Origin of the sequence: Micromonospora sagamiensis (assembly GCF_014680085.1) — a bacterium.
Lineage (GTDB): Bacteria > Actinomycetota > Actinomycetes > Mycobacteriales > Micromonosporaceae > Micromonospora > Micromonospora inyonensis.
Window position 1 is genome coordinate 3,642,551 of the sequence record NZ_AP023438.1, and the last position, 17,103, is coordinate 3,659,653.

The window sequence follows — 17,103 nt, forward strand, 5'->3', positions numbered from 1 at the left end:
GCGCCTAGTGTTTATCAACATGTCGACCTTGGCCTACGAGATCGTGGACGTCTTCACCGACCGCCCGTTCGCCGGCAATCCGCTGGCCGTGGTGTTCGGCGCGGACGGACTCGCCACCGAGCAGATGCAGACGCTCGCGCGGGAGTTCAACCTTTCCGAGACGGTGTTCGTGCTGCCCGCCACCCAGGCCGGTGCGACGTACCGGGCCCGGATCTTCACCCCGGCGGCGGAGCTGCCCTTCGCCGGCCACCCGAGCGTGGGCGCGGCGGTGACCGCGTGCCGGCGGGGCTGGTTCGACATCGGTGCGGTGACGCAGGAGTGCGGGGCGGGGGTGCTGCCGGTCGAGGTGACCGGCACGGCCGCCACGCTGACCGGCGGGATGCCGACGCTCGGACCGGAGCTGGACGTGGAACCGTTGCTGGAGGTGGCCGGGCTGCGGGCCAGTGACCATGCCGGACCGGCGCCCCGGGTGGCCGGCTGTGGGCTGGAGTTCCCCTACCTGCCGGTCCGCCCGGACGCGCTGGCCCGCGCGCGGGTCGACGCGAGGGCGGCGGAGCGGTACGGGGTGGAGCATGTCAGCGTCTTCTCCTGGGACGCCGGTACGCAAACCGCCCGGTCCCGGGTGTTCGTGCCCGGGATGGGGGTGCCCGAGGACCCGGCCACCGGCTCGGCCGCCCTCGGTCTGGGCGTGTGGCTGGTCGCCAGTGGCCTGCTACCCGGTGAGGGGCGGTCGTCGTACACCGTCGAGCAGGGCTTCGAGCTGAACCGCCCGTCCGTGCTGGCCTGCACGGTCACCGCGGCCGGCGGAACCGTGCTGGGCGCGACGGTCAGCGGCCAGGTGATGCCGGTCGCCCGGGGCGAGATCAACATCCCGCCCTTCCTCGGCTGATCCCCCGCTCCGCACGGACGCCGAGCCGCCGGAGCGTCGCCACCCGCGTGGTCGGCCGTGCGGGGCGGGAGGTCCGTCCGGCGGGCGGGGCCGGGGTAGGGCAGGATTCCCGGTGTGAGCGACGAGGTGGAGGAGCGGGCGGCCACGCCCCTGGTCGACGAGGCGTCGAAGAAGGCCGCCGTGGCCTGGGTCCGGGTGTCGGGCGGCCCTGCGCTCGCGCTCTGGTGCGTACCCCTGGAGGGGGCGCTGTTCGTGGTGAGCGGCCCGGGGGAGCAGACGGCGCCCGACCTGGCCGGGGCGGCGGAGGCCGAGGTGACCCTCCGGGGCGACCACGGCGGCCGGATCGTGACCTTCCCGGCGCGGGTCTCCCGGGTCGACCCGGAGAGCGAACTGTGGGCCACGGTGGCCCCGGCGGTGGCCGGCAAGCGGTTGAACGCGTCCGGCTCCGCCACCGACCTGGTGGGTCGGTGGGCTGCGGACGGTTGCGTGCTGAGCCGGCTGGACCCGGCGGGGACGCCGCTCGCCGGGTCCGCCCTGCCGGACGACTCGCTGGCCGAGCCGCCCCGGGACACGCCCGCCGTGCGCCGGACCCGTAAGCCCTTCCGCCTGCACCGGGTACGCCGCCGCTGACCCGCCGGCCCGTTCTCCGTGCACCCGTCACCGCGGCATCCGCCGCTCGACCCGCTGACCACCGGGGCGATCGTGGTGGCCGTCGCGGCGGTCTCCTCGTCGGCACCGCTCATCGCGTTCGCGACCGCGCCCGCCCTGGCCATCGCCTTCTGGCGGAACCTGCTCGGCACCGGTGTCGTCGCGCCGTGGGCGCTGGTCCGCCGCCGTGCCGAGTTCCGGGTCCTGGCGTCGGCCGCCGGCCGGCGCGAGGGCTGGTACTGCGTGCTCTCCGGGGTGGCGCTGGCCGGGCACTTCGCCACCTGGATGCCGAGCGCGCAACTCACCTCGGTCGCCGCCGCGACCGCGTTGGGCGCCACCCAACCGGTCTGGCAGGGGCTGATCGCCCGTTGGCAGGGGCGGCGGCTGCCGGGCCCGGTGTGGGTCGGCATCGGCATCGCGGTGCTCGGGGCGGTGCTGGCCAGCGGTGCGGACTTCGCCGTCTCCGGTCGGGCCTTCGCCGGTGACCTGCTGGCCATCGCGGGCGCCGTCTTCATCGCCGGCTACACCGCCCTCGGCGAGCGGGCCCGCGCCACGCTGAGCACCACCACCTACACCACGATCTGCTACAGCGTCTGCGCCGCCGTCCTGCTCGTGGTCTGCCTGGTCGGCGGGATACCGCTCGGCGGGTACGACACCGACACCTGGCTGGTGATCCTCGCGCTGGTCGCCGGAGCGCAGCTGCTCGGGCACTCGATGTTCAACTACGCGTTGCGGCGGGTCTCGGCCACCACGGTGAGCGTGCTGATCCTGCTGGAGGTGCCGGGCGCGGCGTTGATCGGCTGGCTCTGGCTGGGGCAGCTCCCGCAGCCGCTCGCCCTGCCCGGTCTGGGCGTGCTGCTGGTCGGCACGGTCGTGGTGGTGCTGGGGCGGGCGCGACCGCGTCGCCCCGGGGTCGGCAGGCCGGGCACCGCTGGGCGGGCCTGACCGACCCGGGGCGACGAGTCCTGTCCGGTCGGGAGTCAGGTCAGGAGCTGACCCCGTCGGCCAGCCCGGCCCGGTCGGCGGGAGCGGCCGCCGCGGCGTCCCGGGTGGCGAGATGCTGCCGGACCGACCACACCACCGCCGCCGCCCAGGTGACCGTCACGACGGCGTAGCAGACGTACCGGACAGCCGCCGGGGCGTCGATCCACTCGCTGCGCAGCAGGGTCCGGCCGTTGGTGAGAATGATCATGCCGCCGACCGCGGAGCCGAGCACCCGGGGCGGGACCTTCCGGACCAGCCATGCCGCGAGCGGCGCGGCGGCCATGCCGCCGAGCAGCAGGGCGACCACCCAGCCGTAGTCGATGTTCTGCGAACCGAGCCCGACCAGGAAGCCGAGGCTGGCGGCGACCGCCACCAGGAACTCGCTGGTGTCGATCGAACCGATCACGCGGCGCGGCTCCATCCGGCCGCTCGCGAGGATGGCGGGGGTGCCGACCGGGCCCCAACCGCCACCGCCGGTGGCGTCGACGAAACCGGCGACCAGGCCCAGCGGACCGAGGAAGCGCTTGCGCAGCGGCAGCCCGACGCGTCCGGTGGGCAGCCCGGCGACGGTGAAGCGGATCAGCACGTAGCTGCCGAGGGCCAGCAGGATCAGCGACATGAGCGGGGCGGCCGCGGCGGTGGAGAGACCGGAGAGGAAGGTCGCGCCCAGGAAGGCTCCGAGGGCTCCCGGTACGCCGACCCTGCGCACCACCCGCCAGTCCACGTTGCCGAATCTCCAGTGGGCGGCCCCGGAGACGAGCGTCGTGCCGATTTCGGCCAGATGAACGGTCGCGGACGCGCTGGCGGCACTGGTGTTGATGGCGAGAAGCAATGTGGTGGATGTCACTCCGTATGCCATCCCCAGGCTGCCGTCAACAAGTTGTGCGCCAAAGCCGACCAGGGCGAGCAGGATGAGTTTACGCACTTTTAACCGCCGATCATAAAGAGGTAATCAGAGTTAGCGGGTTCGTCACGCAAGCGCGTCGGCAATCCCTTCGGGGCCGGACGGTCGAGCGTTCGTGCTGGTGACGGGGGCTTTGCCGGCCCGTACGGCGGACGCCGGGGGTGGGGCGAGGCGGCGCTCACCGGACGTGGCGGGAAAAACGATCGTTAAGGGCTGAATCGGGCGCCGCATGATCTGTGGCGCGAGCCACTTATCACTAGGTGGGAGGCGGCGGGAGGGGTGGTCCCGGCGTCCAGGGGGCGCTCCTGCGGGTCGTCGGTCAGCCGAAGCGGCAGGTGGCGGGCCGTATCGGGTCGGCTGATCAGGGCATCCGGTCGTCCGGGTTCCTCACCCCACTCTCGGGTAAGTCAGAGCTATTCGATAGGGAATGGCGGCTGGGGGACGAAAACGGATCGTCCACGGCCGCCGGGCGCCCTGACAAGAGCCCGTCCAGATATTGAGACAGATGGATGCGTCTCGTGTTTCTGGTCTTTGGGGGCCCGGGTCGGCTAATTGTTTCGTGAGTAATTAACAACCCTCTCGCCGGCCGTTCCGGCCCCGCCTCCAGTGGTTCTCGACCGGTTCTCGTCGGTTCTTCCTGGCAGCGGTTGAGGCATATCCCGCCCGCTCGGTAGGGATTGCGAGGCTTCTTCACGTCCGGGATCGTGTTAATCATTCGGTAACAAGCTGCCACTAGCTTGTTACGGAGCGCAACATCGATTCATGCAAATTCGGTTCTGGTCACTCGTGGTTTGACCGATCCAGCCCGTCGCAACGCGAGACCCTCGCGAACGAAGTGGGAGCCCGATGAGTACTGCAACGTACACGCGCGACCTCGTCATGGTCGTCAATCCCGGCGGCGCCCTGGAGCCCGCCCCGCGGCTGGCCGCCGCCGCTCGCGTCGGCGGTGGGGTGGGAGTGTTGGATCTGGCGGGCGGCGACGACTGGGCGCTGCGCGCGCTGGCCCAGGCCGTCGCCTGGTCGCCCGGGCCGCTGGGGGTACGGGTACCGGCCGGGTGCCAGGCCACCCTGGACGAGGTGGAGCGGATCGCGCCCGACGGGGTCGACCTGGTCGTGCTGACGTCGGACTCGCCCTGGGACGTGGCCGAGACCGCCCCCCGCTACCGGGTGCTGGTCGAGGTGACCAGCCGGGACGAGGCCCGCGCCGCCGCCGAGGCCGGCGCACACGGACTGATCGCCCGGGGCATGGAGGCCGGTGGCCGGGGCAGCGACCTCAGCTCCTTCGTCCTGCTCCAGCAACTCGTCGCCGACGAGACCCTCGACCTGCCGGTCTGGGTCGCCGGTGGCGTCGGCCCCCGCACCGCGGCCGCCTGTCTGGTCGGCGGCGCGGCCGGCGTCGTCCTGGACAGTCAGCTCGCGCTGATGCCCGAGTCCGAGCTGCCCACCGACGTGCGGACCGCCATCCGGCGGATGGACGGCTCCGAGACGGTGCTGGTCGACGGCGTCCGGGGGATCCGGCGCGGCGGCCCGCACGACGAGGACTCCGAGCTGGTGCCGATCGGCCAGGACGGCTGGCTCGCCAGCGTCTTCGCCGAGCGCTGGCCGGACACCGCCGCCGCCGTCCGGGGCATCCGGGCAATCATGCTCGACGCCGCCACCGACGACGCCGCCGGTGAGGTGCTGGCGCCGGGATCGCCGCTGGCCGTGGACCTCGGCATCCGGGTGCCCGTCGCCCAGGGGCCGATGACCCGGGTCAGCGACGAGCCCGGCTTCGCCGCCGCCGTCGCCGAGGACGGCGGCATGCCCTTCGTCGCGCTCGCCCTCAACGGCGCGAAACAGACCCGCCGCATCCTCACCGAGACCGCCGCCCGCCTCGGCGACCGGCCCTGGGGCGTCGGCGTGCTCGGCTTCGCCCCCGAGGAGATACGCGAGGCGCAACTGGAGGTCATCCGGGAGCTGCGTCCGGCCTGCGCGATCATCGCCGGTGGCCGGCCGCCGCAGGCGAAGGCGTTGGAGCAGCAGGGAATCACCACGTTCCTGCACGTCCCGTCGCCGGGGCTGCTGCGGCAGTTCCTGCGCTCCGGGGCCCGCCGGTTCATCTTCGAGGGCGCCGAGTGCGGCGGCCACACCGGACCCCGGGCCAGCTTCCCGCTCTGGGAGGCCCAGCTGATGGTGCTCGAGGAGTACCTCGACGCCGAACCGGACGCGGCCACGGCACTCCAGGTGTTCTTCGCCGGCGGCATCCACGACGCCCGCTCGGCCGCGATGGTCGCCACCATGGCGGCCCCGCTGGCCCACCGGGGCGCGCGGATCGGCGTGCTGATGGGCACCGCGTACCTCTTCACCGCCGAGGCGGTGGAACACAACGCGGTCCAGCCGCGCTTCCAGCGCGAGGCGATCGCCGCCGAGCGGACCGCGCTGCTGGAGACCGCCCCCGGGCACGTCACCCGCTGCCTGCCCACCCCGTTCGTGGACGACTTCTACCAACGCCGCGACGAGTTGCGCGAGTCCGGGATGGAGAGCCGCGACGCGTGGCAGGAGCTGGAGAAGCTCAACATCGGCCGGGCGCGGATCGCCAGTAAGGGCATCGTGCGCGAGGGCGACACGCTGCGCTCGGTCGGCGAGGACGAGCAGGCCGCCGAGGGCATGTTCATGGCCGGGCAGATCGTCGTGCTGCGCGACGACGCGACCACCATCGCCGGGCTGCACGACTCGGTCAGCGCCGGGGCGCGCACCTACCACGGCGCCAGCCTCGACGCGATCCGGGACCGGCTGGCACCGCCCGCCGAGGTCGAGGAGGCGCCCGCGCCGCTGGACATCGCCATCGTCGGGATGGCCTGCATCCTGCCCGGATCGCCGGACCTGGAGAGCTTCTGGCGTACGGTGCTCAGCGGCGCGGACGCCGTCGGCGAGGTGCCCCCGCAGCGCTGGGACACCGATCTCTACTACGCCCCGGAGGTCGGCCCCGGGCAGACCGGCCGGATCAGCGTCTCCAAGTGGGGCGGCTTCATCGAGCCGGTGCCCTTCGACGCGATCGGCTACGGCATCCCCCCGGCCGCCCTGGCCAGCATCGACCCGACCCAGCTGCTCGCCCTGGAGATCTCCCACCGGGCGCTGGTCGACGCCGGGTACGCCTACGACGCCCCGGGCGTCGACCACTCCCGCACCGGCGTGGTGTTCGGCGCGGAGGCCGGCAGTGACATGGGACACGCGCAGACCCTGCGCACCATGCTCCCGGCGTACCTGGGCGACGTGCCCGCCGAGATGGAGGAACTGCTCCCGACGGTCACCGAGGACAGCTTCCCCGGCGTCCTGGCGAACGTGATCGCCGGCCGGGTGGCGAACCGGCTCGACCTGGGCGGCCCCAACTACACCATCGACGCGGCCTGCGCCTCGTCCCTGGCCGCCATGGACGCCGCCTGCAAGGAACTGCTCAGCGGCGACAGCGACATGATGATCTGCGGCGGCGCGGACCTGCACAACGGCATCAACGACTACCTGATGTTCACCTCCGCGCACGCGCTCTCGCCGACCGGCCGGTCCCGCCCGTTCGACTCGACCGGTGACGGCATCGCCCTCGGCGAGGGCGTGACCTGCATCGTGCTGAAGCGGCTCGCCGACGCCGAGCGGGACGGCGACCGGATCTACGCGGTGGTCAAGGGCCTCGGCGGCTCCAGCGACGGGCGCGCCCTCGGCCTCACCGCGCCCCGGACGGACGGGCAGCGCCGGGCACTGGACCGGGCGTACCGCCGCAGCGGCGTCTCGCCGCGCGAGGTCGGCCTGGTCGAGGCGCACGGCACCGGCACGGTGGTCGGCGACCGGACCGAGCTGGAGACGCTCACGAAGATGTTCGCCGAGGCCGGCGCGGAGCCCGGAAGCTGCGCGCTCGGCTCGGTGAAGTCGCAGATCGGGCACACCAAGTGCGCCGCCGGCCTGGCCGGCGTGATCAAGGTGGCCCTCTCCCTCTACAACGGCATCCGGCCGCCGACCATCCACCTGGAGCGGCCCAACCCGGCCTGGCACCCGGAGCGGAGCCCGTTCGCCTTCTACACCGAGGCCCGCCCCTGGCCGGTCCCGGCGCGGGAGCGGATCGCCGGGGTGAGCGCCTTCGGCTTCGGCGGCACCAACTTCCACACCGTGCTCGCCGCGTACGGCGACGCCCCGGAGCCCCGGCACGCGCGCCGGACCTGGCCGGCGGAGCTGTTCTGCTTCCCCGGCGTCGACTCCGCCGCCGCCCACCAGGCGATCGTGCAGCTGGCCGACCGGCTCGCCGCCGACGCCGACCGGGACCGCCCGGGCCGGCTGGCCGAGCTGGCCGCCCAGGTCGCCGGGGAGGCCGCCGGACGGCGGGGACCGACCCGGGTCGCGATCGTCGCCCGGGACACCGCCGAGCTGGACACCCTGCTGCGCCGGGCCCTCGCCGGTGAGCACGACCCGGCGCGAGGTCTGGTGCAACCGACCGGGGACGCCGAGCCCGGCAAGGTCGCCTTCCTCTTCCCCGGCCAGGGCAGCCAGCGACCCGGTGCGCTCGCCGAACTCTTCGTCACCTTCCCCGAGCTGCGGCACTACCTGGAACTGGACCGCGACGCGGCGGAGCTGCTCTTCCCGCCGACCGCCTTCGACCAGGAGAGCCGCAGGCGGCAGGAGGACCGGGTCCGCGACACCCGGGTCGCCCAGCCGGTGCTGGGTATCGGTGGACTCGCCGTCGACCACCTGCTGCGCCGCCTCGGCGTCCGGCCGGACATGACCGGTGGGCACAGCTACGGCGAACTCGTCGGACTCTGCGTGGCCGGTGCGTTCGACGCCCGTACCCTGCTCGACCTCAGCCGGGAACGGGCCGCGGCGATCCTCGGCGCGACCGGCGAGGACCCGGGCACCATGGCCGCGGTCAGCGCCACCGGCGAGCAGGTGGCCCAGGTGCTGGCCAGCGCCGGGCTGACCAGCGAGGTGGTGCTCGCCAACCGGAACGCGCCGAAGCAGATCGTCATCTCCGGCCCGACCGCCAAGGTCGAGGCGGCGGTGGTGGCGCTCAAGGAGGCCCGCCTCTCGGCGAAGCTCATCCCGGTGGCCTGTGCCTTCCACAGCCCGCTGGTCGCCGGTGCGGTGGAGCGCTTCGCCGAGGTGCTGGCCGACCGGCGGATCAGCGAGCCGCGCATCCCGGTCTGGTCCAACCTGACCGCCGCCCCCTACGTCGACAACCTCGACCAGCTCCGCCAGCAGCTCGCCGAGCAGATCGGGGAACCGGTCCGCTTCGTCGAGCAGATCGAGGCCATGTACGCCGCGGGTGCCCGCACCTTCGTCGAGGTCGGCCCCGGCCAGGTGCTCAGCAAGCTGGTGAAGGCGGTGCTCGGTGACCGGCCGTACCGGGCCGTCGCCACCGAGCGCGGACCGGCCGAGGGACTGCGCGGATTCCTCATCTCGGTCGGCGAGATCGCCTGCGCCGGAGTGCCGATCCGCACCGACTGGCTGTTCCACGGACGGGTCGGTGGTCCGCGCCGCGACGCAGTGCCGCACCGCCGTCCGATCTGGACGGTCGACGGGCAGCTCGTCCGCGACCAGAACGGCGACTGCCTCCCCGGTGGCATGACCCCTCCCCGAATCGTCAAGGAGTTGCCGATGAGCCCCTCGAACGGTGCCCACGCCCACGCCCCTGCCCCTGCCCCCGCTCCCGCCCCCGTGCAGCACGTCGTCCAGGACATCCGGGGCGAGCTGCTCGGCGAGTTCCTGCGGACCACCCGGGACATGATCGCCTCGCAGCGGGACATCATGCTCGCCTTCCTCGGCGACGGTGGCAGCGGCGGACGCCTGGTCTGGCAGCCGGCCGAACCGCACCGGACCGACGGGTACCCGAACGGCTCGGCGCTGGCTCCGGTGCAGCCCGCGCCCGCGCAGATCGTCCCGGCGCACATCGTTCCGGCGGCCGAGCCCGCGCCGGTTCCGGCGATGGCGGTCTCCACCAACGGTGGGTCCGCGATGGCCGCGACCGCCACGTACGCTCCCGCGCCCACCATCGCCCCGCCGGCACCCGCCCCGGCCGCTCCCGCTGCCCCGGCCGGTCCGTCGGTGGCGGACTTCCAGAACGCGATTCTCGCGGTGATCAGTGAGCGGACGGGTTATCCGGTGGATCTGATCGAGTTGGATCTGGATCTGGAGGCGGATCTGTCGATCGACTCGATCAAGCGGGCTGAGGTTGCCGGTGAGGTCGCGCAGCGTCTGGATCTCGCGGTGGAGGGTGACGAGTCGGAGCTGGAGGACCTGGTCAAGGCCCGGACCGTCCGCGCCATGGTCACCTGGCTCGACCAGCGGATGGGCAGCACCGCCGCGCCGGTCGCCGCCCTCGCCGCCCCTGCTGTCGCGGCTCCGGCTGCTCCGGTGGGTGGTGCGTCGTTGGCGGACTTCCAGGCCGCGATCCTTGCGGTGATCAGTGAGCGGACGGGTTATCCGGTGGATCTGATCGAGTTGGATCTGGATCTGGAGGCGGATCTGTCGATCGACTCGATCAAGCGGGCTGAGGTTGCCGGTGAGGTCGCGCAGCGTCTGGATCTCGCGGTGGAGGGTGACGAGTCGGAGCTGGAGGACCTGGTCAAGGCCCGGACCGTCCGCGCCATGGTCACCTGGCTCGAGGCGAAGATGTCGGCCACCGTCACGGTGTCCGCGTCGGTCGCCGCCGCCCCCGCCGCCCCTGCTGTCGCGGCTCCGGCTGCTCCGGTGGGTGGTGCGTCGTTGGCGGACTTCCAGGCCGCGATCCTTGCGGTGATCAGTGAGCGGACGGGTTATCCGGTGGATCTGATCGAGTTGGATCTGGATCTGGAGGCGGATCTGTCGATCGACTCGATCAAGCGGGCTGAGGTTGCCGGTGAGGTCGCGCAGCGTCTGGATCTCGCGGTGGAGGGTGACGAGTCGGAGCTGGAGGACCTGGTCAAGGCCCGGACCGTCCGCGCCATGGTCACCTGGCTCGACCAGAAGATGAACGCCACGGCCGCCCCGGCCGAGGTCGCGCCGACCCCGGCCGCCGCCCCGGCAGCGGCCGAGGAACTGGCGAACCCCGGCATCCCGCCCAAGCGGCTGGTGCCCCGGGAGTCGGTCCGGCCCGCGCCCCTCGGCGACCCCGCCGAACTCCTCGCCGGCAGGCAGTTCCTGATCACCGGAGGCGGAGCCGTCGGGGCGCACCTGGCGGAGCTGCTCGGTGAGCACGGCGCCGGTGGACAGCTCGGTGTCCTCGACAGCGAGCAGGCCGACCAGGGCTTCGACGGGTTCCTGCTGCTCGACGGGCTCACCCGCACCGAAGGACCGCTGCTGCCGTCGGTGTTCCCGCTGGTCAAGCGGGTGCTGGCGACCAACCCGCGGTGGCTGATCGGGGCCGGCGCACCGGCTGCCGGTGGCACCGCCGACGGCATGCCCGGCCTGTTCCGCACCATCGCCCGGGAGTACCCGGACCTGACCGCCCGCTTCGTCGAGCTGGACGCCGAGGGGGAACCGGAGGTCCTGGCCCGGCAGCTCCTCGACGAGCTGCTGGCCGTCGGCGAGGAGAAGCCCCCGGTCGTCGCCCGGCGCGGCGACGAGCGGTACGTCGCCGACCTGGTCCAGGTGGACCTGGGTGCGCTGGCCGCCCGGGGTGCCGGCCCGGCCGGTGACGGGGCCGCCGAGGTCGCCGCGCTCGGCCTCAGCCACGAGTCGGTGGTCGTGCTGATCGGCGGGGCCCGGGGCATCACCCCCTGGTTCGCCCGCAGTCTCGCCTCGGCCGGCCGCTGCCGGATCGAGCTGGTCGGTCGTACCCCGCGGCCGGCGGGTCCGGAGGACGCGGAGCTGGCCGCCGCCCGCGACAAGACCGAGCTGCGCGCCGCACTGGTCAAGCAGGGGCTGCGCGCCCCGGCCGAGATCGAGCGCCGGGCGTCGGCGATCCTGGCCGGCCGGGAGGTCGAGGCGACCATCGCCGAACTGACCGAACTCGGCGGCGAGGTGCGCTACCACACCCTCGACGTGCGGGACGCGGACGCGACGAAGGCGCTGCTCGCCGACATCCACCGGCACCACGGTCGGCTCGACGGCCTGGTCTACGCGGCCGGCATCATCGAGGACAAGCTGATCGCCGAGAAGGACCCGGCGTCCTTCACCCGGGTCTTCGACGTCAAGGTCAACGGGGCCCGGGCCGTGCTGGCCGGTCTCGACGACCTGCCCGACCAGCCGAAGTTCGTGGTCTTCTTCGGCAGCATCGCCGCCGCCTACGGCAACCGGGGCCAGGCCGACTACGCCGCCGCCAACGACGCCCTGGACACCATCGGCACCCGCTGGTCCACCAGCACCGGGATCCGCTGCCTGACCGTCCACTGGGGCCCCTGGGCCCCGGGTGCCGGCCACGGCGGCATGGTCACCGCCGAGCTGAGCCGGGAGTACGCCCGCCGCGGCATCGGCCTGATCGACCCGGAGGAGGGCGCGCTCAGCCTGCTCCGTGAGCTGGCCTGGGCCGAGCCGGGCGACACCTCGGTCGTCTACACCGCGTCGGGGTGGTGACCGCCGTGACCAAGCCCGATCAGCAGATCGCGATCGTCGGGATGGCCGCGCTCATGCCCGGGGCCGGCGACCTGGACAGCTACTGGCGCAACCTGGTCGCCGGGGTGGACGCGATCACCGAGGTGCCGACGCACCGCTGGGACGAGGAGTTCTACGACCCGGAGCAGGCCCACCGGGCGGACCGGATGTACTGCCGGCGGGGCGGCTTCGTCGACGAGTACGCCACCTTCGAGCCGCTGAAGTTCGGCGTGATGCCCGCGTCGGTGCACGAGATCGAGCCCGACCAGCTCATCACGCTGGAGGTGGCCGCGAAGGCCATCGACGACGCGGGCGGCCCGGACCGGCTCCCGTCGGGGGAGCGGGTCGGGGTGATCCTGGGCCGGGGTGGCATCCTCAGCCCCGCCCAGGCCCGGTACGCCCAGCGGGTCCGGATGTCCAGCCAGGTCATCAGCATCCTCCGGGAGCTGATCCCGGACGTCGACCCGGCCCGGCTGGAGATGCTGCGCAAGAAGTTCGACGAGCGGCTCGGTCCGTACCAGCCGGAGGGGACCATCGGCCTGGTGCCGAACCTGGCCGCCTCCCGGGTGGCGAACCGGCTCAACCTGCGCGGTCCGGCGTACACGATCGACGCGGCCTGCGCCTCGTCGCTGATCGCGGTCGACCAGGGCATCACCGAGTTGCAGAACGGTCGGCTGGACGCGGTGCTGGCCGGCGGCGTGCACCACGTGCACGACATCAGCTTCTGGTCGGTGTTCAACCAGCTCCGGGCGCTGTCCCGGCAGGGCGAGATCCGGCCGTTCGACGCGAACGCCGACGGGCTGCTGATCGGCGAGGGCACCGGCATCGTGGTGCTCAAGCGGTACGCCGACGCGTTGCGCGACGGCGACCGGATCTACGCGGTGATCCGGGGCAGCGGGGTCTCCAGCGACGGCAAGTCGGCGAGCATGTTCAACCCGGCGGTCTCCGGTCAGGTGCTGGCCATCGAACGGGCCTGGGCGGCGGCGGGGCTCGACCCCACCGCGCCGGACGCGGTGGGCCTGCTGGAGGCGCACGGCACCGGCACCCCCACCGGTGACGCGGCCGAGCTGACCACCATCGGGCAGACCTTCGGGGCGTACCGGGGCGGGCCGAAGCCGGTGATCGGCTCGGTGAAGTCGATGATCGGCCACACCATGCCGGCGGCCGGCGCCGCCGGCCTGATCAAGGCGACCCTCGCCGTCTACCGGGGCGTGCTGCTGCCCACCCTGCACTGCGAGAACCCCCGGGCCGAGATGGCCCAGACCCGGTTCGCGCCGATCACCTCCGCCCAGCCCTGGGAGAGCGACGGTGCGCGCCGGGCCGGGGTGAACGCCTTCGGCTTCGGCGGCATCAACGCCCACGTGATCGTCGAGCAGGTGCCCGACTCGGCCGGGGTCGCCCTGCCGACGTCCGGGCTGACCGCGACGGCCGACGGTAAGGTCGTGGTGGACGAGCCGGACCAGGTGCTCTGGCTCGCCGCGTCGACCCCGGCCGCGCTCGCCGAACTGCTCGCCGCCGACGACGCGACGGTACGCCGGCTCGGTGCCGAGCGGGCCCAGGCCGCGCCCGGCCCGGTCGACGGCTCCGAGCGCGTCCGGCTCGGCATCGTCAATCCCAGCGACAAGCTGCTGACCGTGGCCCGCAAGACGGTCGCCCGTGGCCAGGCGTGGCGGGGCGGCCGGGACATCTGGTTCACCCCGGACCCGCTGCTGGCCGGTGGCGGCAAGCTTATCTCGGTCTTCCCGGGTCTGGAGGCGGAGTTCGCGCCCCGGACCACCGACCTGGCCGCCCACTTCGGCCTGCCGGACCGCCCCTGGTCGATGGCGGACCTCGGGCAGCACGGCGCCGGCCTGATCGAGGTGGGCAAGATCCTGCACGAGGCGCTGCGCCGGATGAACGTGACGCCGGACGCGGTCGCCGGGCACAGCATCGGCGAGTGGACCGCCGCGGCGGTCAGTGGCCAGGCCGACGGGGCCAGCATGGACGAGTTCCTCGCCATGTTCAGCGCCGAGTCGGTGGAGATCTCCGGGTACGTCTTCGCCGCCGCCGCCACGGCGGCGGACCAGGTCACGCCTCTGCTGCCCGACTTCCCCGGGGTGGTGCTCTCGCACGACAACGCGCCCCAGCAGTGCGTGGTCAACGGGCCGGAGACCGAGGTCGACCGGCTGGTGGAGGTGCTGCGCGGGCGGAACGTCTTCTGCCAGAAGCTGCCGTTCAAGTCGGCGTTCCACACCCCGATCTTCGGTGACGGGCTCCGTTCGATCGGCGACGCGCTGGGCCGGCTGCGGGTACAGCCGAGCCAGCTGCCGATCTGGTCGGGCACCCTGGCCGCGCCGTGTCCCGAAGACATCGACGAGATTCGCCACCTGTTCATCCGGCACATGATGGAGCCGGTCTGGTTCCGGCAGACCGTCGCCAACATGTACGACGCCGGCTTCCGGGTCTTCCTCCAGGTCGGCGCCGGGCAGCTCGCCTCGCTCGTCGACGACAACCTGCGCGGCAAGGACCACCTGGCGATCCCGGTCAACGTCTCGCACCGCAGCGGGCTCAACCAGCTCCGCCGGGTGGCGACCGCGCTCTGGGTGGAGGGCGGGTCGCCGGACCTGCGCGTGCTGTCCACCCCGGGCGGCCGTGCCCCGGCGGCGAAGAGCACCGTGGGCAGCGGCAAGCGTGGCCCGACCATCAAGCTCGACCTGGGTGGGCCGCTGGTCCGGCTCGGTGAGGACGCAGCCGGCCTGCTCGGCCTCCCGACCTCGGGCAACGGGTCCCCGGTCGCCGCCGCTCCGGCCGCTGCCGCCCAGCCCGCCGCGCCGGCGGCGACCGGTGAGACCGCCGGGGCCCTGGCCGCGCTGAACCAGCTCGCCGGGCACTCCCGGGCCGCCGCGGAACTCGCCGCCCTGCTCCGGGACACCGCCCAGGGCACGGCGAGCGTGCTGGCCAAGGCGGGCGGCACGGCCGCGCCCGTCCAGCCGCGTCCCGCCACTGCGGCGACCCCGCCGGCCGCCGCGCCCCGGTCGGCCGTCGTGCCGCCGGTCGCCTCCCGCACCGGCACCGCGCCGGCCGCCGCACCCCGACCGGGCGCCGCACCGACCCCGCCCCGGCCCGGCACCCCGCCGGTCGCCGGAGCCCGTCCGGTCACGCCGGTCCGGGCCACCCCGCCGACCGTCGCCCCACAGCGGCCGGCCACCCCGCCGGCCGCCCGCCCGGCCCCGGCCGCAAGCCGGGAGGTCGGTCGGGTCACCCTGCGGGTCTCCATCGAGACCATGCCGTACCTGCGGGACCACTGCTTCTTCGTGCAGCCGGACGACTGGCCGAACATCGAGGACCGCTGGCCGGTGGTGCCGGCGACCGCCCTGGTCCAGCACATGATGGACGCCGCCGAGCAGCTGCTGCCCGGCCAGCGGGTGATCGAGGTGCACGACGCCAAGTTCAACCGCTGGTTGATCGCCGAGCCGGCCCAGGACGTCGAGATCACCGTGCGGGAGGCCGGGTCGAACCGGTACACCTGCGCGATCGGCTCGTACGCCCGGGCCACCGTCGAGATGGCCACCGCCTACCCGGAGCCGACCGAGCAGCCGTGGACGCACGACCCGGCCACCGAGCGTCCGACCACCCTCCCCGCGGACGAGATGTACGCGGAGCGGCTGATGTTCCACGGTCCCCGGTTCCAGGGGGTCACCAAGATCCACGCCATCGGTGACATGCACGTGCGGGGCGTCGTGACCGCCCCGGTGCCGCCCGGCGCGCTGCTGGACAACGCGCTCCAGGTCATCGGCAACTGGCTGATCACCACCCAGCCGATCCGGACCGTGGCGCTGCCGGTCGGCCTCCGCAACGTCCAGTTCTTCGGGCCGCCCCCGCCGGCCGGGCGGGCGTTCGAGTGCGTCGCCCGGGTCCGCTCCATCGACGACGGGCAACTCGTCGCGGACACCCAGCTCAGCTACCAGGGGCGGGTCTGGGCGCAGATCAACGGCGCGGTGGACCGGCGCTTCGACAGCCACCCGCAGGCCCGGGTCGCCGAGCGCTTCCCGGAGAAGTACCCGATGTCGCTGTTCCAGCCGGAGGGCTGGACGATGGCCTTCGACTGCTGGACCGACCTGGTCACCCGGGGCATGGCCGCCCGCGGCATCCTCGGCGGCGCCGCCAACGCCGAGTACGAACGGCACCCGGCGAAGACCCGCAAGCAGTGGATGCTCGGCCGGATCGCGGCCAAGGACGCCGTCCGGGGCCGCCTCTGGGAGGACGGGCACACCGACATCTACCCGATCGAGCTGACCGTCGGCAACGACCCGGACGGCCGCCCGTTCGTCCAGGCCCGCGAAGGCCGGGACTGGCGCGACTGCGACGTGTCGCTGGCCCACTGCCAGGAGATCGGCGTGGCCATCGCGAAGCCGCGTACCCCCGGTGAACCGATCGGTGGACCCGGCGTCGGCATCGACGTCGCCGAGATCGCCGACCTGCCGGCGGGCTGCGTGCTCGACCCGGCGGAGACCGCGCTGCTGGAGTCGCTGGCCGGCACGGACGCCGCGCGACGCCAGCTCTGGGCGACCCGGTTCCGGGCGGCCCGGGAGGCGGTCGGCAAGGCGGAGGGCGTCGGCCCGGCCGGCGGCCCGCACCCGATCGCCGTCCGGGCGGCCACCGACGAGGCGCTCACCGTCGAGACGGCCGGCCGCACCTACCGGGTCGGCCACCGGGAGGTCGCCAACTCCGACGACCTGCCGCCCCGCCGCTACGTCGTGGCCTGGACCTGGGGGCCGGAGCCCGCCACCGCCCCCGGCGGCACCCGTTCCTGACCCCCCGCACCGATCAGTCGAAACGCAAAGGAGCAACCCCATGTCCGCGACGCAGGTCAAGGTCCTCGCCGACATCACCCAGATGATCCAGGCCGTGCTCGGTGACTTCGTGGCCGATCAGGAGATCACCATGGACACCACCTTCCGGGACGAGCTCGGCATGGAGAGCATCGACGTGGTCTCCCTCGCCGGCCGGCTCCAGACCCGGTACGGGGACACCGTCAACTTCGCGCACTTCGTCGCCAAGCTGGACCTGGAGAACGTCGCCGACCTGACCGTCGGACACCTGGTCACGCACATCGCCGACGCGATCGACGCGAAGGCCGGCGGCACGGTCGAGGTGGCCGCCCGGTGAC

At 73.4% G+C, this 17,103-nt stretch carries 7 protein-coding genes; 6 read left to right on the plus strand and 1 reads right to left on the minus strand.

What is annotated here, in order from left to right:
• Positions 1-19 precede the first annotated feature (19 nt).
• The 3 genes from IGA62_RS16100 to IGA62_RS16110 all read left to right on the plus strand — a co-directional run bounded on the left by IGA62_RS16100 (position 20) and on the right by IGA62_RS16110 (position 2,482).
• Entirely contained in the window at positions 20-889 is an 870-nt protein-coding gene (locus IGA62_RS16100) for a PhzF family phenazine biosynthesis protein (protein ID WP_145820275.1), read from the plus strand.
• A 114-nt stretch (positions 890-1,003) separates the two neighbouring features.
• Positions 1,004-1,519 (plus strand): hypothetical protein, encoded by a 516-nt coding sequence (locus IGA62_RS16105; protein ID WP_145820273.1) that lies wholly within the window; start codon positions 1,004-1,006, stop codon positions 1,517-1,519.
• Between the two features lie 18 nt (positions 1,520-1,537).
• Positions 1,538-2,482: a DMT family transporter gene (locus tag IGA62_RS16110; protein ID WP_145820272.1), complete on the plus strand. Its 945-nt coding sequence runs from the start codon at positions 1,538-1,540 to the stop codon at positions 2,480-2,482.
• A gap of 40 nt (positions 2,483-2,522) precedes the next feature.
• On the opposite strand, the gene IGA62_RS16115 is transcribed toward IGA62_RS16110, so the two are convergent.
• The gene (locus IGA62_RS16115) at positions 2,523-3,446 is read right to left on the minus strand and encodes a sulfite exporter TauE/SafE family protein (RefSeq protein ID WP_145820269.1); all 924 of its coding nucleotides are present in this window, start codon (positions 3,444-3,446) and stop codon (positions 2,523-2,525) included.
• Between the two features lie 825 nt (positions 3,447-4,271).
• Between IGA62_RS16115 and IGA62_RS16120 the strand changes: the two genes are divergently transcribed.
• The 3 genes from IGA62_RS16120 to IGA62_RS16140 are packed head-to-tail and all read left to right on the plus strand — an operon-like array spanning position 4,272 to position 17,102.
• Positions 4,272-11,936: a type I polyketide synthase gene (locus IGA62_RS16120; RefSeq protein ID WP_232624664.1), complete on the plus strand. Its 7,665-nt coding sequence runs from the start codon at positions 4,272-4,274 to the stop codon at positions 11,934-11,936.
• 5 nt (positions 11,937-11,941) lie between these two features.
• Entirely contained in the window at positions 11,942-16,747 is a 4,806-nt protein-coding gene (locus IGA62_RS30580) for a type I polyketide synthase (RefSeq protein ID WP_198501073.1), read from the plus strand.
• A 40-nt stretch (positions 16,748-16,787) separates the two neighbouring features.
• Positions 16,788-17,102: an acyl carrier protein gene (locus IGA62_RS16140; protein WP_145820267.1), complete on the plus strand. Its 315-nt coding sequence runs from the start codon at positions 16,788-16,790 to the stop codon at positions 17,100-17,102.
• Position 17,103 lies beyond the last annotated feature (1 nt).

Excerpts from the sequence above, each read along its gene's own strand:
- IGA62_RS16140 (WP_145820267.1), top strand. The coding sequence starts at position 16,788 with ATGTCCGCGACGCAGGTCAAGGTCCTCGCCGACATCACCCAGATGATC.
- IGA62_RS16100 (WP_145820275.1), top strand. The coding sequence starts at position 20 with ATGTCGACCTTGGCCTACGAGATCGTGGACGTCTTCACCGACCGCCCG.
- IGA62_RS16120 (WP_232624664.1), top strand. The coding sequence starts at position 4,272 with ATGAGTACTGCAACGTACACGCGCGACCTCGTCATGGTCGTCAATCCC.